General features: G+C 56.3%; 13 protein-coding genes. 3 read left to right on the top strand and 10 right to left on the bottom strand.

The features are described 5' to 3' along the window. Nucleotides 1–357: 357 nt before the first annotated feature. The 6 genes from FMN52_RS05665 to FMN52_RS05640 form a co-directional block, all read right to left on the bottom strand. Nucleotides 358–966: a protein-methionine-sulfoxide reductase heme-binding subunit MsrQ gene (locus FMN52_RS05665; RefSeq protein ID WP_240339401.1), complete on the bottom strand. Its 609-nt coding sequence runs from the start codon at nt 964–966 to the stop codon at nt 358–360. Nucleotides 967–980: 14 nt separating this feature from the next. Then, nucleotides 981–1,955 (bottom strand): protein-methionine-sulfoxide reductase catalytic subunit MsrP, encoded by a 975-nt coding sequence (gene msrP / locus FMN52_RS05660; RefSeq protein WP_148607685.1) that lies wholly within the window; start codon nt 1,953–1,955, stop codon nt 981–983. Nucleotides 1,956–2,052: 97 nt separating this feature from the next. Beyond that, the gene (gene pssA, locus FMN52_RS05655) at nt 2,053–2,871 is read right to left on the bottom strand and encodes a CDP-diacylglycerol--serine O-phosphatidyltransferase (protein ID WP_148607684.1); all 819 of its coding nucleotides are present in this window, start codon (nt 2,869–2,871) and stop codon (nt 2,053–2,055) included. A gap of 89 nt (nt 2,872–2,960) precedes the next feature. Further along, a complete protein-coding gene (gene ilvC / locus FMN52_RS05650) occupies nt 2,961–3,977 on the bottom strand; it encodes a ketol-acid reductoisomerase (protein WP_148607683.1) in 1,017 nt (338 codons plus the stop codon). A 64-nt stretch (nt 3,978–4,041) separates the two neighbouring features. Beyond that, a complete protein-coding gene (gene ilvN, locus FMN52_RS05645) occupies nt 4,042–4,533 on the bottom strand; it encodes an acetolactate synthase small subunit (protein WP_008170692.1) in 492 nt (163 codons plus the stop codon). Nucleotides 4,534–4,535: 2 nt separating this feature from the next. Further along, nucleotides 4,536–6,254 (bottom strand): acetolactate synthase 3 large subunit, encoded by a 1,719-nt coding sequence (locus FMN52_RS05640; RefSeq protein WP_148607682.1) that lies wholly within the window; start codon nt 6,252–6,254, stop codon nt 4,536–4,538. 521 nt (nt 6,255–6,775) lie between these two features. On the opposite strand from FMN52_RS05640, the gene FMN52_RS05635 reads away from it, so the two are divergent. Next, nucleotides 6,776–7,237 (top strand): DUF4124 domain-containing protein, encoded by a 462-nt coding sequence (locus FMN52_RS05635; protein WP_148607681.1) that lies wholly within the window; start codon nt 6,776–6,778, stop codon nt 7,235–7,237. Nucleotides 7,238–7,288: 51 nt separating this feature from the next. Here FMN52_RS05635 and clpB read toward each other — a convergent pair whose 3' ends face one another. The 3 genes from clpB to rluD form a co-directional block, all read right to left on the bottom strand. After that, nucleotides 7,289–9,865: an ATP-dependent chaperone ClpB gene (clpB, locus tag FMN52_RS05630; RefSeq protein ID WP_148607680.1), complete on the bottom strand. Its 2,577-nt coding sequence runs from the start codon at nt 9,863–9,865 to the stop codon at nt 7,289–7,291. Nucleotides 9,866–10,267: 402 nt separating this feature from the next. Beyond that, nucleotides 10,268–11,026, bottom strand: coding sequence for a peptidoglycan editing factor PgeF (pgeF, locus tag FMN52_RS05625; RefSeq protein ID WP_148607679.1), 759 nt, complete (start codon nt 11,024–11,026; stop codon nt 10,268–10,270). Then, nucleotides 11,016–11,993, bottom strand: coding sequence for a 23S rRNA pseudouridine(1911/1915/1917) synthase RluD (gene rluD / locus FMN52_RS05620; protein WP_148607678.1), 978 nt, complete (start codon nt 11,991–11,993; stop codon nt 11,016–11,018). Before rluD ends, pgeF begins: the two co-directional genes overlap by 11 nt. A gap of 134 nt (nt 11,994–12,127) precedes the next feature. Between rluD and FMN52_RS05615 the strand changes: the two genes are divergently transcribed. Further along, nucleotides 12,128–12,961: an outer membrane protein assembly factor BamD gene (locus FMN52_RS05615; protein WP_148607677.1), complete on the top strand. Its 834-nt coding sequence runs from the start codon at nt 12,128–12,130 to the stop codon at nt 12,959–12,961. Nucleotides 12,962–13,012: 51 nt separating this feature from the next. Here FMN52_RS05615 and FMN52_RS05610 read toward each other — a convergent pair whose 3' ends face one another. Beyond that, a complete protein-coding gene (locus tag FMN52_RS05610) occupies nt 13,013–14,683 on the bottom strand; it encodes an NAD+ synthase (protein WP_148607676.1) in 1,671 nt (556 codons plus the stop codon). A 93-nt stretch (nt 14,684–14,776) separates the two neighbouring features. Between FMN52_RS05610 and FMN52_RS05605 the strand changes: the two genes are divergently transcribed. Continuing rightward, complete coding sequence (locus FMN52_RS05605; protein WP_148607675.1) at nt 14,777–16,432, top strand: ATP-binding protein; 1,656 nt, start codon at nt 14,777–14,779, stop codon at nt 16,430–16,432. Nucleotides 16,433–16,487: the final 55 nt, after the last annotated feature.

The following is a 16,487-nucleotide window of genomic DNA, read 5'->3' as shown; positions in this document are numbered from 1 at the left end:
CACTGTCCTGATATTTCGTATCCGAAATACCTCGGCCAGCGCCCACACGAATTACTTGGTCAACTTTTTAAAGAGCGTTTGAGCTGTTGCTCAATCAAGGTGGCGTATTCTACATCGTTCCGCCGCCCTGTCAACCGTTAATCTGAAGAATTTTAAAACTCATTTTCTTCAGTACTTTCAAACGGTTACCTCTGCCTGGGAAATCGCCGTAAGTGGCTTGTCCCTCAGAAGTGGTGCGCATTCTACAGGCGTCAGGAAAACTGTCAACGAGGTTTTTGAATTAATTTATGGCGGTCTCGGTTTCCACGTACCTCACTGATCAGGTACTGACCATTACGTTCATTTTTCAGCCAAAAATCAGCCCTTCGCAAAGGGGATCAACCCTTGAGGACCGTTCCATTTCCAGCGCAATGCCAGCAAACCCACGATCACCAGGCCGTATGCGACCATTTCACCAATATCGCTTCTTGCCTGCCAGATAAAGTGAAGCCAGGCGGTGATGGCGATCAGGTAGACCAGCTTATGCAAACCTTTCCAGCTTTTACCCAGCCGCTTCATCATTCCCTTGGTGGAGGTCAGAGCCAGGGGCACCAGCATAAGAAAAGACAGTGCGCCCGCCACAATATAGGGCCGCTTGGTAAACGTAGCCCAAAGATCACTCCAACCGAGTATGAATTGAAGAAACGCCAACACGTGCAGTACGGCATAGAAGAATGCAAACAGGCCGAGCATTCGGCGCACCCGGATCCAGCCTGCCCAGCCAGTCCAGCGCTTAAGCGGGGTCATGCACAAAGTCACAATTAACAATTGGAGCGCGGCAAGGCCCAGTGACTCCGTCACTTCCTGGCCTGGGTCAGGCCCCAGAGACTGCCTGGCAATATTGATAGCCAATACCAGAAGAGGGACGCAGGCGAGAAACGCGGCCAGAAGGCGGAAAGCCAGGAAAAAGCCTTGACGATCCACCATTCCCTTTCCATTCATCAATAGAACTTACTCAGGTCCATACCCTTGTACAGATCGGCGACCTGCTCCCCGTAACCATTGAACTTGACGGTCTCCATCCAGTTAGGCGAAAGCAGACCGGAAGGCAGCCTCCGTTCGCGCTTCTGACTCCACCTTGGATGGTCCACCTCTGGGTTAACGTTGGCATAGAATCCGTACTCCTGAGGCGCGAGCATTTCCCAAGTCGTTTCTGGGCGCTCCTGCTGGAACCGTATCTTGACGATCGACTTGATGCTCTTGAATCCGTATTTCCAGGGGACAACCAGCCGGATAGGTGCGCCATTCTGGTTGGGCATGGTTTTGCCATATAACCCGACCGCCAGGAAGCTTAACTCGTTCATGGCCTCATCCATTCTCAAACCCTCCTGGTAAGGCCAGTCTATGGTGCTGAACAATGAGCGCTGCCCCCGCATCTGATCCGGATCATACAGGGTCTCGAAATAGACGTATTTCGCGCGGGAGTTGGGCTCAAGCCGTTTAATGATGTCGGCCAGTGGAATCCCGACCCAGGGGATCACCATCGACCAGGCCTCTACACAACGAAGTCGGTACACCCGTTCCTGATATTCGTGGGGCTTGAGCAGGTCCTCCAGAGCATACTCACCGGGCCGCCCGCATTCCCCCTCAACCACGACAGACCAGGGATCAACGCTCATTTCATCGGCGTACCTGACCGGATCGCCTTTCCCGGTGCCAAATTCGTAAAAATTGTTATAGCGAGTGACGTCCTCGAACGGTGTTTTTTCCTCATCGGTGGAAAAACCGGGCATTGCAACATAGTCCAGCGCTTCTCCCGGGACCGGAAGCTTCGCAGCGGACAACAGACCAGGCATTGATAGGCCCGCGGCTACAGCCATCGTGCCGGACATGAATTGCCGTCGGTTGAGGTAGACAGACTCGGGGGTAACTTCGGAGTGAGGCAAGGCCCAGGATGGGCGTTTCTTGATGAACATGGAAAGTCTCCGTCAGGGCGTCAGCCAGCTAAGGCGTTGACCGGAGACTGTGGTGAAAATTCCCGGACCTCGATGAGGAGGCCCGGAAAACGAGAGCTCAGTCAGCGGCGCCTGGAGCTTTTCGTGGCTTGCCACGGAACAACGCACGAACAGGGCCGGACAACGCGTATATCAGAAATCCGGTAAAGAGTACGGTGGCCGGATCCAGCGCGATCACTACGAACACCAGCACAACAAGAAGGATCGCGGCAAAAGGCACTCTTCCGCGTAGATCCAGATCCTTGAAACTGCGATACAGGATATTGCTGACCATCAGCACACCCGTGCCTCCGACTACGACCATGGTCAACAAGGTGAGCCAGGTAGCAGGCTCAAAGAGATGGAAGCACCAGACCAGACCCGCGACACAGGCTGCGGCGGCGGGACTGGGCAAGCCAACAAAGAACTTTTTGTCGACAGAGCCAATCTGGGTGTTGAAACGGGCCAAACGCAGCGCGGCACCAGCAACATAGATAAAGGTGATGGCCCAACCAACCTTGTCAAAAGCGTTCAGTGACCAGAAAAAGGCGACAAGCCCGGGAGCTACACCAAAGGCAACCATGTCAGCGAGGCTGTCGTATTCCTCACCGAATTTACTCTGGGTGTTGGTCATCCGGGCTACACGCCCATCCAGACCATCCAGGATCATTGAGACAAAAATGGCAATTGCGGCATTGTCAAAGACACCGTTCGCCGCAGAGACGATGGCGTAGAAACCTGAAAACAGCGAGGCCGTTGTGAGCGCATTGGGGAGCAGGTAAATACCCTTGCGGCGGACCGGCGCACCTTCCACCAGCTCTTCTTCAACCACTTCCCCGGCCTCGACTTCATATTCCGGGGTTTGCTTACCTTCAGCGGATTTTCTTTCTTCAGTCATTCCCATTACTCCGGAAAGCATTTGGGCGGAGTATATACGAAAAACGCGGCCACCCGGGCCGCGTTTTTCAAAACCAGGCGGAATTCCGCTTAGTTTTTGTCCTTATCCACGATCTTGTTCGCGGAGATCCACGGCATCATACCGCGCAGCTTCTCACCAACCACTTCGATGTCGTGGGCAGCGTTCTGGCGACGCCGCGCCGTCATCGACGGGTAGTTCAGAGCACCTTCAGAGATAAACATCTTGGCATACTCGCCGCTCTGAATACGCTTCAGTGCGTTACGCATGGCTTCACGGGACTGCTCATTGATGATTTCCGGGCCAGTCACATACTCACCATACTCCGCGTTGTTGGAGATGGAGTAGTTCATGTTGGCAATGCCGCCTTCGTACATCAGGTCCACAATCAGCTTCAGCTCGTGCAGGCACTCGAAGTAAGCCATTTCCGGCTCGTATCCACCTTCCACGAGCGTCTCAAAGGCCGCTTTAACCAGCTCGACGGTGCCACCGCAAAGAACGGCCTGCTCACCAAACAGATCGGTTTCGGTCTCATCCTTGAAAGTGGTTTCGATGATGCCGGTACGACCGCCACCGATACCACTGGCATAAGACAGGGCCAGGTTCTTGGCATTGCCGGAAGAGTCCTGGAAGATGGCGATCAGGTCAGGAATACCACCGCCGTTGGCGAATTCCGTGCGCACGGTGTGGCCCGGCGCCTTCGGAGCGATCATGATGACATCCAGATCCTTGCGCGGAACGATCTGGTTATAGTGGATGGCAAAGCCGTGCGCGAACGCCAGGGTGGCGCCTTGTTGCAGATTCGGCTCGATTTCCGCCTTGTACAGCTGAGCCTGGTACTCGTCCGGGGTCAGGACCATGACAACGTCTGCTGCAGCAACGGCAGAAGGCACGTCGCTGGTCTTCAGGCCATAAGCTTCCGCCTTGGCGATGGAAGAAGAACCCGGGCGCAGCCCCACGGTAACGTCGACGCCGGACTCTTTCAGGTTGCACGCGTGTGCGTGGCCCTGGGAGCCGAAACCGATGATGGCAACTTTCTTGCCCTGGATGATGGAAAGATCGCAATCCTTATCGTAATAAACCTGCATGACAAACCTCTGTTATTTGTGATGGCCCCAGAGGGCCATAATGTTCAAACCCTGTTTGAAATCGTTAAAGGCTGAGCACCTTCTCGCCCCGGGCAATACCGGATACACCGCTGCGTACCACTTCCAGCACGCCCGACGTGCCAACGGCCTGGATAAAGCCGTCCAGCTTCTCGCTGTCGCCTGCCAACTGAACCGTGTAGACGGAGCTGGTCACATCCACGATCTGGCCGCGGAAAATGTCCACCGTACGCTTGATCTCGGCACGCTGGGAACCGGTGGCTTTCAGCTTGACCAGCATCAGCTCACGCTCGATGTGAGCACCTTCGGTCAGATCCACCAGCTTGACGACTTCAATCAGCTTGTTCAGTTGCTTGGTGATCTGCTCGATCACCTTGTCCGAGCCCGTGGTGGTCACGGTCAGACGGGACAGGGTCTCGTCCTCGGTTGGTGCCACGGTAAGTGTTTCGATGTTGTAGTTACGCTGGGAAAACAGCCCCACGACCCGTGACAGGGCGCCAGGCTCGTTTTCAAGCAAAACAGAAATGATTCGACGCATGATCAGACCCTCTCCGTCTTGCTAAGCCACATATCCTTCATGGAACCCCGGGCAACCTGCATCGGATAGACATGCTCAAAGCGGTCCACAAGAATATCCACGAATACCAGGTCGTCTTTCATGGCCAGCACTTCTTTCAGCTTGGTTTCCAGATCTTCTTTCTTCTCAATCCGGACACCCTTGTGCCCATAGGCCTCTGCCAGCTTGATGAAATCAGGCAGCGATTCCATATAGGATTCGGCATGACGGGACTCGTAGTTCATGTCCTGCCACTGCTTGACCATACCCAGAGCCTGGTTGTTCAGGTTGATGATCTTCACCGGCAGATTGTACTGCTTGCAGGTCGACAGCTCCTGGATGTTCATCTGGATACTGCCCTCACCGGTAATGCAGAGCACTTCGTCATCCGGATGGGTGAGTTTGACCCCCATGGCGGCCGGAAAACCAAAGCCCATGGTGCCTAGACCACCGGAGTTGATCCAGCGGTTAGGCTTGTCGAACTTGTAGTACTGGGCCGCAAACATCTGGTGCTGACCCACATCGGAAGTCACGAAGGCTTCGCCGTTGGTCAGGCGACACAGCATCTCGATAACTTCCTGCGGCTTGATCACATCCGGACTGGTCTCATAGCGCATCCCGTGGAATGCCCGCCACTCGTCAATCTGCTTCCACCAGGAGGCGATTGCGTCCGCGTCGGGCTTTTCCTTCGCTTCCTTGACCAGAGACAACATTTCCTTGAGCACGGCGTCTACCGGGCCCACGATCGGCACGTCCGCATCCACCGTCTTGGAAATCGATGCTGGGTCAATATCGATATGGATAATGCGCGCGCCCGGACAGAACTTCTCGGTGGCATTGGTCACACGGTCGTCGAATCGGGCCCCGACACAGAGAATCAGATCCGAATGGTGCATGGCCATATTGGCCTCATAGGTGCCATGCATCCCGAGCCAGCCAAGGTGCTGCTTGTCGCTGGCCGGATAACAGCCGATCCCCATGATGGTATTGGTGATCGGGTAACCAATCATCCGGACAAGCTCAGTCAGCTGATCTGAAGCCTTGCCGAGAATAACCCCGCCGCCGGCGTAGATAATCGGACGCTTGGCAGCCAGCAGCATGTCGACCGCTTTCTTGATCTGACCAGCATGGCCGCGAATGGCCGGGTTGTAGGAGCGCAGCTTGACCTTCTTCGGGTAAGCGTACTCGTACCGCTCATTCGGTGTGGTCATGTCCTTGGGGATATCCACAACAACCGGACCAGGACGACCGGTGGCAGCAATATAGTACGCCTTGCGGATGATCTCCGGGATTTCCTCGGGGTGACGGACACTGAGGTTGTGCTTAACCACCGGACGGGAGACACCCATCATATCGGTTTCCTGGAACGCGTCCTCGCCGATAAGAGTGGACGCAACCTGGCCGCACAGAACCACCATGGGGATGGAATCCATGAATGCGGTGGCAATGCCGGTGATCGTGTTGGTGGCTCCAGGACCCGAAGTCACCAGTACAGTACCTGGTTTTCCGGTCGCGCGGGCATAGCCGTCGGCCATATGGACCGCCGCCTGCTCGTGCCTTACCAGAATGTGCTTGACTTTGTCCTGCCTGAACAGCGCATCATAAATATGAAGGGCTGCACCACCCGGATAGCCGTATATGTATTCGATACCCTCATCTTGGAGGGACCGGATCAGCATATCGGCGCCAGACAATAACTCCACGATTTTCTACCCTCTTCTACGAGTGAATGAGCCGGGACGGGTCCCGGTTGCCTGGATTCACGGTGTCCATGCTTCTTTTGAAAGCGGAACCGGCTGCTCCTCCACACCTTATTGAGAGGTTGTCTCCTGGCCAGCCGCCCTCCTGAGGGTTGCGGAGAACGGCCAATCAACGGGTTGCACGTAAGCAACAACCATCCCGCGACAGATGCGCGGCGCGTTCAGTGTGGTAATTGATGGGGGATACTCGCTCGGGATTGCCTGCCGTATTGACCCCAGTCTTCAGGCAATCGGTAATTCTGACAGCGCGAAACTCCCTGTCAATAGCCGCTGCAGGTTTCTGTGCCTATACTGGCCGAAGGTCTGCCATACTTGACACAAATCCGATACAAAGATTTGAACCAGACAGAAGAAAATCCGCAACACGAATGGCATGATAGGGAATAATGAAATTAGAAAAAACGGGCCCGGTTTATCCAGGTTGTCTGCCTGCCCGGGAGCAGTGAACATACGCGAGTAGAGACATGAACAGAAAAACCCTGACGCTGACCTTATTACTGGCCGTTGTACCAGGTGTCGCCATGAGCGCCTCTGTCTATAAGTGGACCGATGAAAACGGGGTTACCCATTTTGGTGACCGGCAACCTACGGGCTCAAAGGCCGAACGAGTGAATGTTCGCTCTGGCACTTCATCAGACGCCTCCGGCAACCGACAAAGCCCTCAGGAGCGGCTGGGGAATATGCAGGAACAGCAAGCGGATGAAGCGGAGCAGCGCCAGGAAACAGCAGTTGAGGAAGCTCGCAGAAAGCAGCGGGAGGCGAACTGCGCGACAGCACGTTCCAACCTGGACGTGATAGACCGCAACGCTCGCATCCGTATTGAGGAGAATGGAGAGCAGCGCTACCTCTCCCAAGAAGAAATTGCCGAAAAGCGGGCTGAGTTTAAGCGAATTGCTGAAGAGAGCTGCCGACCCACAGAAGAGTAAGAGAGCTTTTGAAAAAGGGGCAGATGAGCCTTTTCATCTGCCCCTTTTTGGTTAGGCCTTGGAAAAATCGAGGTGATGTTCCTTCACCGTACCTCGAATTACATCACCCGGTACAAATTCTCCCTGGAGCAGTCGCTGGGCCAATGGGTTTTCAATCATCCGCTGAATAGCCCGCTTCAAAGGCCGCGCACCGTAGACCGGGTCATAACCGACTTCGGCCAGCAATTCCATCGCGGCGTCATCCAGCTCCAGCTTCATATCCTGTTCTTTCAGGCGTTTGCTCAGAGACTCGATCTGAATCCTAGCAATACCCTGAATCTGGCTCTCCGCCAGCGGGTGGAACACCACCACTTCATCCACGCGGTTGATGAACTCAGGGCGAAAATGGGTGCCGACAACTTCCATGACGGCATTCTTCATTACCTCGTAGTTCTCCTCGCCCGCTTTCTGCTGGATGATGTCCGAGCCGAGGTTTGACGTCATGACAATGACCGTGTTCCGGAAGTCGACGGTCCTGCCCTGCCCGTCCGTCAGGCGACCATCCTCAAGTACCTGCAGAAGAATATTGAACACATCCGGATGGGCTTTTTCCACCTCATCCAGCAGCAACACGGAATACGGCCTGCGACGAACTGCTTCAGTGAGGTAACCACCTTCCTCGTAGCCGACATAGCCCGGAGGCGCGCCAATCAGGCGGGCCACGGAATGCTTCTCCATGAATTCGGACATGTCGATGCGAACCATGGCCTCCTCGGTATCGAACAGGAAGGACGCCAAAGCCTTACAAAGCTCGGTCTTACCCACACCCGTCGGACCAAGGAAAAGGAACGAACCGTTGGGGCGATTGGGGTCAGACAATCCGGCCCGGGAACGACGCACCGCGTTGGAAACCGCTTCAACCGCCTCATCCTGGCCGATAACCCGACCATGAAGCGCCTCTTCCATGCGCATCAGCTTGTCGCGCTCACCTTCGAGCATCTTGGACACCGGAATGCCGGTCCACTTGGAAACAATCTCTGCAATCTCCTCATCGGTCACCCGGTTCCGGAGCAGCTTCATTTCCATCATTTCGGCCTGGCTGGCCATATCCAGCTGACGCTCAAGCTCAGGGATCTGGCCATACTGGAGCTCGGACATCTTGCCAAGGTCGCCGGCGCGACGGGCATTCTCCAGATCGATCCGGGCCTGCTCCAGACGGCTCTTGATCTTCTGGGAGCCATGCAACGCAGCCTTTTCGGTATTCCATACTTCTTCCAGATCGGCGTATTCACGCTCGACCCCGGTGATCACGTCCGACAGCTCCGACAGACGCTTTTTAGAGGCCGCATCTGTCTCTTTCTTGAGAGCCTCACGCTCGATTTTCAACTGAATCAGGCGGCGCTCAAGACGATCCAGGGGCTCGGGCTTCGAATCCATTTCCATGCGAATCTGGGAGGCAGCCTCATCCACCAGATCAATGGCCTTGTCCGGCAACTGCCGATCGGCAATATAACGGTGGGACAGCTTGGCGGCGGCAATGATGGCACCATCGGTCACCTCAACCCCGTGGTGCACCTCATAACGTTCTTTCAGGCCCCGCAGGATTGCGATGGTATCTTCTTCGCTGGGCTCGCTGACCAGCACTTTCTGGAAGCGACGCTCAAGGGCGGCGTCTTTCTCGATGTTTTCACGGTACTCATCCAGGGTGGTCGCGCCCACACAGTGCAGTTCACCGCGAGCCAGCGCCGGCTTGAGCATGTTGCCGGCATCCATGGATCCCTCAGCCTTACCGGCACCGACCATGGTGTGAATCTCGTCGATGAACAAGATGATCTGGCCTTCCTGCTTGGACAATTCGTTCAAAACAGCTTTCAGGCGCTCCTCGAACTCACCCCGGAACTTGGCGCCGGCAATCAGGGCGCCCATGTCGAGTGACAGGACTTTCTTGTCCTTGAGGCCATCCGGCACCTCGCCGTTGACGATGCGCTGGGCCAACCCCTCGACGATGGCGGTTTTACCCACGCCGGGCTCACCGATGAGGACCGGGTTGTTTTTCCGACGGCGCTGGAGGACCTGGATGGTTCGGCGGATTTCATCGTCTCGACCAATCACCGGGTCCAGCTTGCCGGCCTCGGCTCGCTCGGTAAGATCAATGGTGTATTTGGACAGGGCCTGACGGTTTTCTTCGGCGCTGGCATCGTTGACAGCTTCACCGCCGCGAACCTCGTCAATTGCCTTTTCCAGGGCAGCCTTATCAACGCCCTGCTCCCGAAGCACTCGGCCAAGTGTGCCCCGGTCTTGCAGGGCGGCCAGCAGCATAAGCTCACTGGAGATGTACTGGTCCTTGCGCTTCTGGGCCAGCTTATCGGCAATATTGAAAAGACGACCCATGTCGTTGGACATTGAGACATCGCCGGCCGATCCCTGCACTTCGGGCAGGTTTTCGATTTCCCGGGCGATAGCCTGGCGAACCCGTCCGGGTTCCGCGCCGGCCTGTTTGAGCAGTGGCTTGATGGCACTGCCTTCCTGATCAAGTAGCGCCTGCATCAGGTGGACCGGCTCGATGAAGTTGTGATCTTTTCCGACCGCGATGGATTGTGCGTCCGCGAGGGCGGTCTGCAACTTGCTGGTCAGCTTGTCGATTCTCATGTCTACTTTCCCCAAATTTCTGCGAATACCATGGTGCCGTGGGTGGCGGATATTCGATTGCTTTGACAGTTAATGTAGGGGCAAGTCGAGGGACTTCAAGCGGAGGCTCGGTGTATTCGTCAGAAAATTGACGGCCGTCAGTTTGAGATTGGGACTTGGGTGCAGGTCTGGTGCAGGACTACTTTCCAGAACACGCCGTGAATACCCCTGCGGGGTCCAGCCTGCAATCACAGATTGCAGTCGTTCGTCTGTCGCATGAAGCTTCGCTTCATATACGCTCGGCCTCACCCATGTAGGCTTGGCTGCAGCATCCATGCTGCAGACAGTTCTGGAAAGTAGTCCTGCACCAGACCCCGAAATTCTCGATTACAACCAGAGCCAAACAATAAAAGACACTAATAGTCAGTCTGTTAGCCAGATTAACGTTGCCATCCGCCCGGTCCGGCCATCCCTGCGGTATGAAAAAAACCGATCTGAATCCTGAACGGTACACAGGCCACCGCCAGTCACTCCGGAAACACCGAGATGATTCAGCCGCAAAGTGGCAAGTGCATAGATATCTGCCATGAAATGACCCGGCCGAGCGCCTTCAGCTCTGAAGGCGTGGCCCGCTTTGGGATCATGGTCAAGGAAGGCGTCACGCACTTCCGGGCCGACCTCGAAGCCGTCCGGACCAATCGCCGGGCCGAGCCAGGCTTGAAGTGTCCCGGGGGCCAAGGCCATGGCACTCACCAGATGCTCGATAACGCCGCCACACAGGCTTCGCCAACCACAATGGGCGGCGCCGACGACTGTGCCTTCGCGATCAGCAAGAATAACGGGCAGGCAATCGGCTGTGAGTATGGCGCAGACAATGCCCGGATGACGGGTGTAGCTGGCGTCAGCCTTGACGACTTGTCCGACGTTATTCGGGGTTAATTCAACCACCTCGGTACCGTGTACCTGGTTGAGCCAACCGATGCGGGCGCTATCCAGTCCCAAGGACTCCGCGAGTCTTCGCCGATTCTCTTGCACGTGTTCCGAATTGTCTTCGACGTGAACACCGAGGTTAAGACTGTTCCAGGGTCGACCGCTGACACCGCCACTGCGAGTTGTGCTGATGGCCCGCACTCTATCGGGCGCGGACCAGTCCGGTTTCAGGGCGTTATCTTCAATAGTCACGGGTGTCCAGCTCCCGTGCGTGTTTGCGCAGGGCTTCTATCAACGCAACCATATCCTCAGGCAGGGCCACCTCCCAGCTCAGGATTTCACCGGTTTCCGGATGTTCAAGGGTCAGCTGCCGGGCATGGAGGGCCTGGCGGTTGAACGCCGAGAGCGCCTCGCGAAGCTCTTCGGTGGTTCCCTTGGGCAACCTGAGCCGACCGCCGTAGAGCGGGTCTCCGACCAGCGGATGTTTGACATGGGCCATATGAACCCGGATCTGGTGGGTTCGGCCGCTTTCCAGTTTGCAGCGGACGTGAGTGTGAGCGGCAAAACGCTCCACCAAACGATAGTGGGTGACCGCCGGTTTGCCGGAGGCTACAACCGCCATTTTCTTGCGTTCCCGCGGATGCCGGCCTATGGGCGCGTCTACCGTTGCACCGCCGGTGAGGGTGCCAACGACGACAGCCTCATACTCGCGACCCATGGTTCGGGTCTGGAGCTGATCGACCAGAGAAGTGTGCGCAATCAGGCTGCGGGCAACAACCATGATGCCTGAGGTGTCTTTGTCGAGGCGGTGTACGATTCCAGCCCTGGGCAAATTCTCGACTTCCGGCGCATAGTTCAACAGGGCATTGACCAGGGTTCCATCGGCATGGCCGGCGGCCGGGTGCACCACCAGGCCTGCGGGCTTGTTGATGACCAGCAAGTGCTCGTCCTCATAGACAATATCCAGGGAGATCTCCTCCGCCTGCCAGCTCACCTGAGCTTCCGGCTCGGCATCCAGCGCCAGGCGATCATCCAGCATCACTTTGTCCCGAGGCTTTCGCGCCTCACCATTCACCGTCAACGCGCCGCTTTTGATCCAGGACTGCAGGCGGGAACGGGAGTGTTCGGGCATCAGTTCTGCCGCGGCCTGGTCAAGGCGCCGATCACTCAGTTCCGGCGGCACAACAAAGTTGGCGATGATTCGTTTTTCAGATGACATTAAGCCCCCAGGGCCTGTGTGTGTTACGTTTCGGTCAGATTATTGGAAACAGCGAGGCATTGCTCTGCACATGGAGCCACTTCCCCGCTACAATGACTGCCCTTGAATTAATCGACATTATACGGGATTCCGGAATGAGATCAGGTCTTCGTTTGCTGTTACTTTCCACACTGGTTGTTCTGGTCAGTGCCTGCGCCTCCAACAAGCAGGAGGAAGTACTTCCGGAGAAGACCTACTATGAGAACGCCCGCCAGGCCATGACTTCTGGAAATTTCAACGAGGCAGAGGAGAACCTGGATGCCCTGGAAACCTACTACCCCTTTGGTCGCTACGCTGAGCAGGCCCAGCTTGACCTGATTTATGCCCGCTATCAGAACCTGGATCTGGAAGGTTCCCGCGCCGCCGCCGACCGGTTTTTGCGCCTTAACCCTCAAAGCGACCATGCGGACTATGCGCTCTATATGCGCGGTTTAGCCTCCTATAACCTGGACATCGGGCTTGCCGCGCGGTACTTCCCGATTGACGTTTCGGCCCGGGATCCCGGCGAGCAGCTGCAGTCTTTTCGGGACTTTTCCGAACTGCTCAACCGCTACCCGGAGAGCCAGTACGTCGCGGATGCCCGCCAGCGAATGATTGCAGTGCGCAATCGCATGGCAGAGCTGGAGCTTTACGCAGCCCGCTATTACGTAAAACGTCAGGCCTACGTGGCGGCCAACAACCGGGCGCGGTACATCATCGAGAATTACCCGACGGCAACGGTTACCGAAGAAGCTCTGATGATCCTCGCGGAAACCTTTCGCTTCCTGGATCTGAAAAAAGGTTCACAGGACGCAATCGCCATGCTCCGCACCAATTTCCCGGAAAGCGAGGCGTTTAATGACAACGGGGAGTTTGAGGTGGATCTGCTGAAGGGAGAAAACCGCTCACTGACGAACGTTGTTACCTTCGGTTTGATGGGCGACGAGTAAGGGCTGAAATTAGGGTCAGATGGGAATCGCATCTGACCCAGAACTCATCAACTATTTACCACTCTTCCAGCCGTTGGTAATTGGATAGCGCCGGTCCTTACCAAATCCTCTCTCGGTAATTCGCACACCAATCGGCGCCTGCCGACGTTTGTACTCGTTAATATCCACCAGGCGGATCACCCGCTCAACGTCGACCCGATCAAAGCCCTCTGCAACGATCGCATCCGCACTGAAATCCCGCTCCACATACAGATTCAGGATCTGATCGAGCACGTCATAACCGGGCAGGCTGTCCTCGTCTTTCTGGTCCGGCGCCAGCTCTGCCGACGGCGGGCGGGTGATTACCCGCTCGGGGATTACTTCTCCCTCTGAAAGCGTGTTGCGGTATTTGGCCAGACGGAACACCAGGGTTTTAGGCACATCCTTGAGGACATCGAATCCGCCCGCCATATCACCGTAGAGCGTTGAATAGCCCACTGCCATCTCACTCTTGTTTCCGGTGGTCAGCACCAGGGAACCGAACTTGTTGGACAGGGACATCAGCAAGACACCGCGCAGACGCGCCTGAAGATTTTCCTCGGTTGTGTCCGGCGTGGTGCCCTCGAAAGGCCCGGCCAGAGTTTCCATGAAGGCGTCATACATGGGTTCAATGGAAAACACATCATACTGCACGCACAGCGCAACGGCCTCAGCCTCAGCATCCTCAAGGCTCATGCTGGAGGTATATCGAAACGGCATCATCACTGCCCGAACCCGATCCCTACCCAGGGCATCAACCGCGACCGCCAGAGTAACGGCCGAATCGATACCGCCTGAGAGCCCCAACACCACTGACTTGAATCCGTTCTTGTTGACGTAATCCCGAACACCGGTCACCAGGGCGCTGTAGACATTAGCCTCCAACGACGGCTCTTCCGGCAAAGGCTGAGATACCGGCTGACAATGGTGCTCGCACAGAAAGTCGACCGGATATAAGCCTTCGGCAAATTGAGGGGCCTCCGCCGTAAGCACACCCGAATGGTCGAACACCATGGAACCGCCATCGAAAACCAGTTCGTCCTGCCCCCCCACCAGGTTCACGTACACGATACTGACTAGATTCTCCCGGGATTTTCGCTCCAACAAGGCCTTGCGACGTGCCTGCTTGTCGATATCGTAGGGCGAGGCATTGAGGTTCAGGATCAGACGGGCACCAGCAGCCGCGCAGTCCTCTACTGGCCCCTCTTTCCAGAGATCTTCACACACGGTGATACCCACTGGAACGCCACGGATATCAAGAGTCAGAACATCCTGCCCCCCGGCGAAGTAGCGCTTCTCGTCAAATACCTGGTAGTTGGGTGGGAAACGCTTGAAATACCGGCCGGTAATTTCACCACCATCAATCACCACCGCCGCGTTATACAACAGTGCTCCATGGCGCAGGGGAGCGCCGATCACAATGACCGGATCCAGCTTTTCCGCCTGCAACCTTTCCAGCGCCTCGTTTACCCGAACCTCCAGGCTGGGCCGCAACAGCAGATCTTCCGGCGGGTAGCCGGTCAGACAAAGCTCCGGAAAAACCACGATGTCTGCCCCATGCTCTGACGATGCCCGCCGGGCCGCCTCCAGGACAAGCTCAGTATTGCCGGGTATATCGCCCACCAGAAAATCCAACTGGGCCATTACAACCCGCAGTTTTCTGGCAGACACCCCGGTCGCTGCCTGGTTTCCGGACACGGACATAAATCGGCTCCTGTAACTCATTGCCATGAAAAGGCTATTATAACCCCGCATAGGCGTGGATTTCTTCCGACCAACAGCGGATTCCTGTAAATCATGGCAGCAGATACACCAGCACGTTCGGCCGAAACACTGAGTCCGACCCCCTCGACACCGTCCGACCTGCAACAGGCAAAGCTGTTCAGGATCTACAACCACTACCGCCTGGTGGTCAGCTTGATGCTGGTGGCGCTGTTATTTGTGGACCCTGTCAATTTTGATATGCGTTTTCGGCTGCTGGATTACTACCAGGCAGGGGTCTCAGCATACCTGGGTCTGAACGCCTTTATTGCCCTGCTTCTGGTGGCCGGATTCCACCCCAGCCAGCGGCACATTACGCTCTCAATCCTACTGGACATCCTGATCATGCATGGCTTGTTGCTGACCAGCACCGGCATTACCAACGGCCTTGCAAACCTCGTAATCGTGTCCGTAGCGGCAGGCAACATCCTGACACCAAGCCGTATGGGAACCTTTTATGCGGCTCTGGCCGCGATATGCTCCCTCGGGATCTCAGGATGGGCAGTGCTGGCGCTAGGAGAGACCGCCGACGATATTGTCCGCGCCGGTTCACTCGGCATCCTGTACTTTGCCGCAGCTTTTGTCCTGCAAAGCATCTCCCGGCGAATGATGCGCAGCGAGGCACTAGCCAGCAGTCGCGCCCGTAGCATTGTCGAACTGGAACAAATCAATCAACAGATTATCCAGCGCATGCGTACCGGCATTCTCGTACTGGACCGTTTCGGCCAGATCCGCGTTGCCAACGCGGCCGCCGAAGAACTTTTGTACGGCGCACCGAAAACCCACGCACCAACTAACCAGCGCGCAACGGTCCTACCCAAGCCCCTCAAGCAGGGCTTGGATGCATGGCTGAAGGACCCCAAACAACGAATTGAGCCGTTCCAACCCTCATCAACCTCCCCTCTGCTCCAGGCCAATTTTACCCAGCTTGACCAGGAGCGGGGCGACCAGATCCTGGTGTTCATCGAGGATATGAGCAAAGTCACCCAGCAGGCCCAGCAGATGAAGCTGGCGTCGCTGGGCCGCCTCACTGCGGGCATCGCCCATGAAATCCGCAATCCGCTGGGGGCGATCAGCCACGCGGCCCAGCTTATGGAAGAAGCCCCTAACCTCGAACCTGGCGACCGCCAAATGCTTGAGATCATCCGTCGCCACTCCCGCCGGGTGAATGGCATTATCGAGAACATTCTTGATCTATCGAGGCGGCGGGCTGCCAATGCAGATCTGATCGAAGTGGCTCCCTGGCTACAGGAATTCAAAGAAGACTTTTTACAAACACAGAATGAAGGCAGCACTGAAGCCGAAATCATACTTAAAATCGACCCACAGCTGCCTTCCGCGAGATTCGACAAGAGCCAGATTGAACAGGTAATGGTGAACCTGTGCGACAACGGTTTACGCTACAGTGAACAGCACTCAAGGCAGCGAAAGATCGGAATCCATGCAGGAGCAACTGAGGACGGGGAGCGGGCCTATATTGATGTCCGTGACCTGGGCCCCGGCATTGCACCCGAGCATCGAAGCTCGGTGTTCGAACCATTTTTCACCACAGACAAGACCGGGACCGGGCTCGGGCTTTATCTGGCCAGGGAACTGTGCGAGGCTAATCAGGCGCATCTTTCCCTGGTAGAGGATAACAAGCCCGGCTGCTGTTTTCGCATTACATTTGCTCACCCAGGGCGAATGATCTGAACCAGCGCCGGCGGATATCAGGCGCTTGAACAACGACATGGAACCGACGATAAAA

The sequence above is a fragment of the Marinobacter sp. BW6 genome (genome assembly GCF_008107725.1).
GTDB lineage: Bacteria > Pseudomonadota > Gammaproteobacteria > Pseudomonadales > Oleiphilaceae > Marinobacter.
The sequence above is the reverse complement of the archived record's forward strand: the minus strand, read 5'-3'. Positions and strand labels throughout refer to the sequence as shown.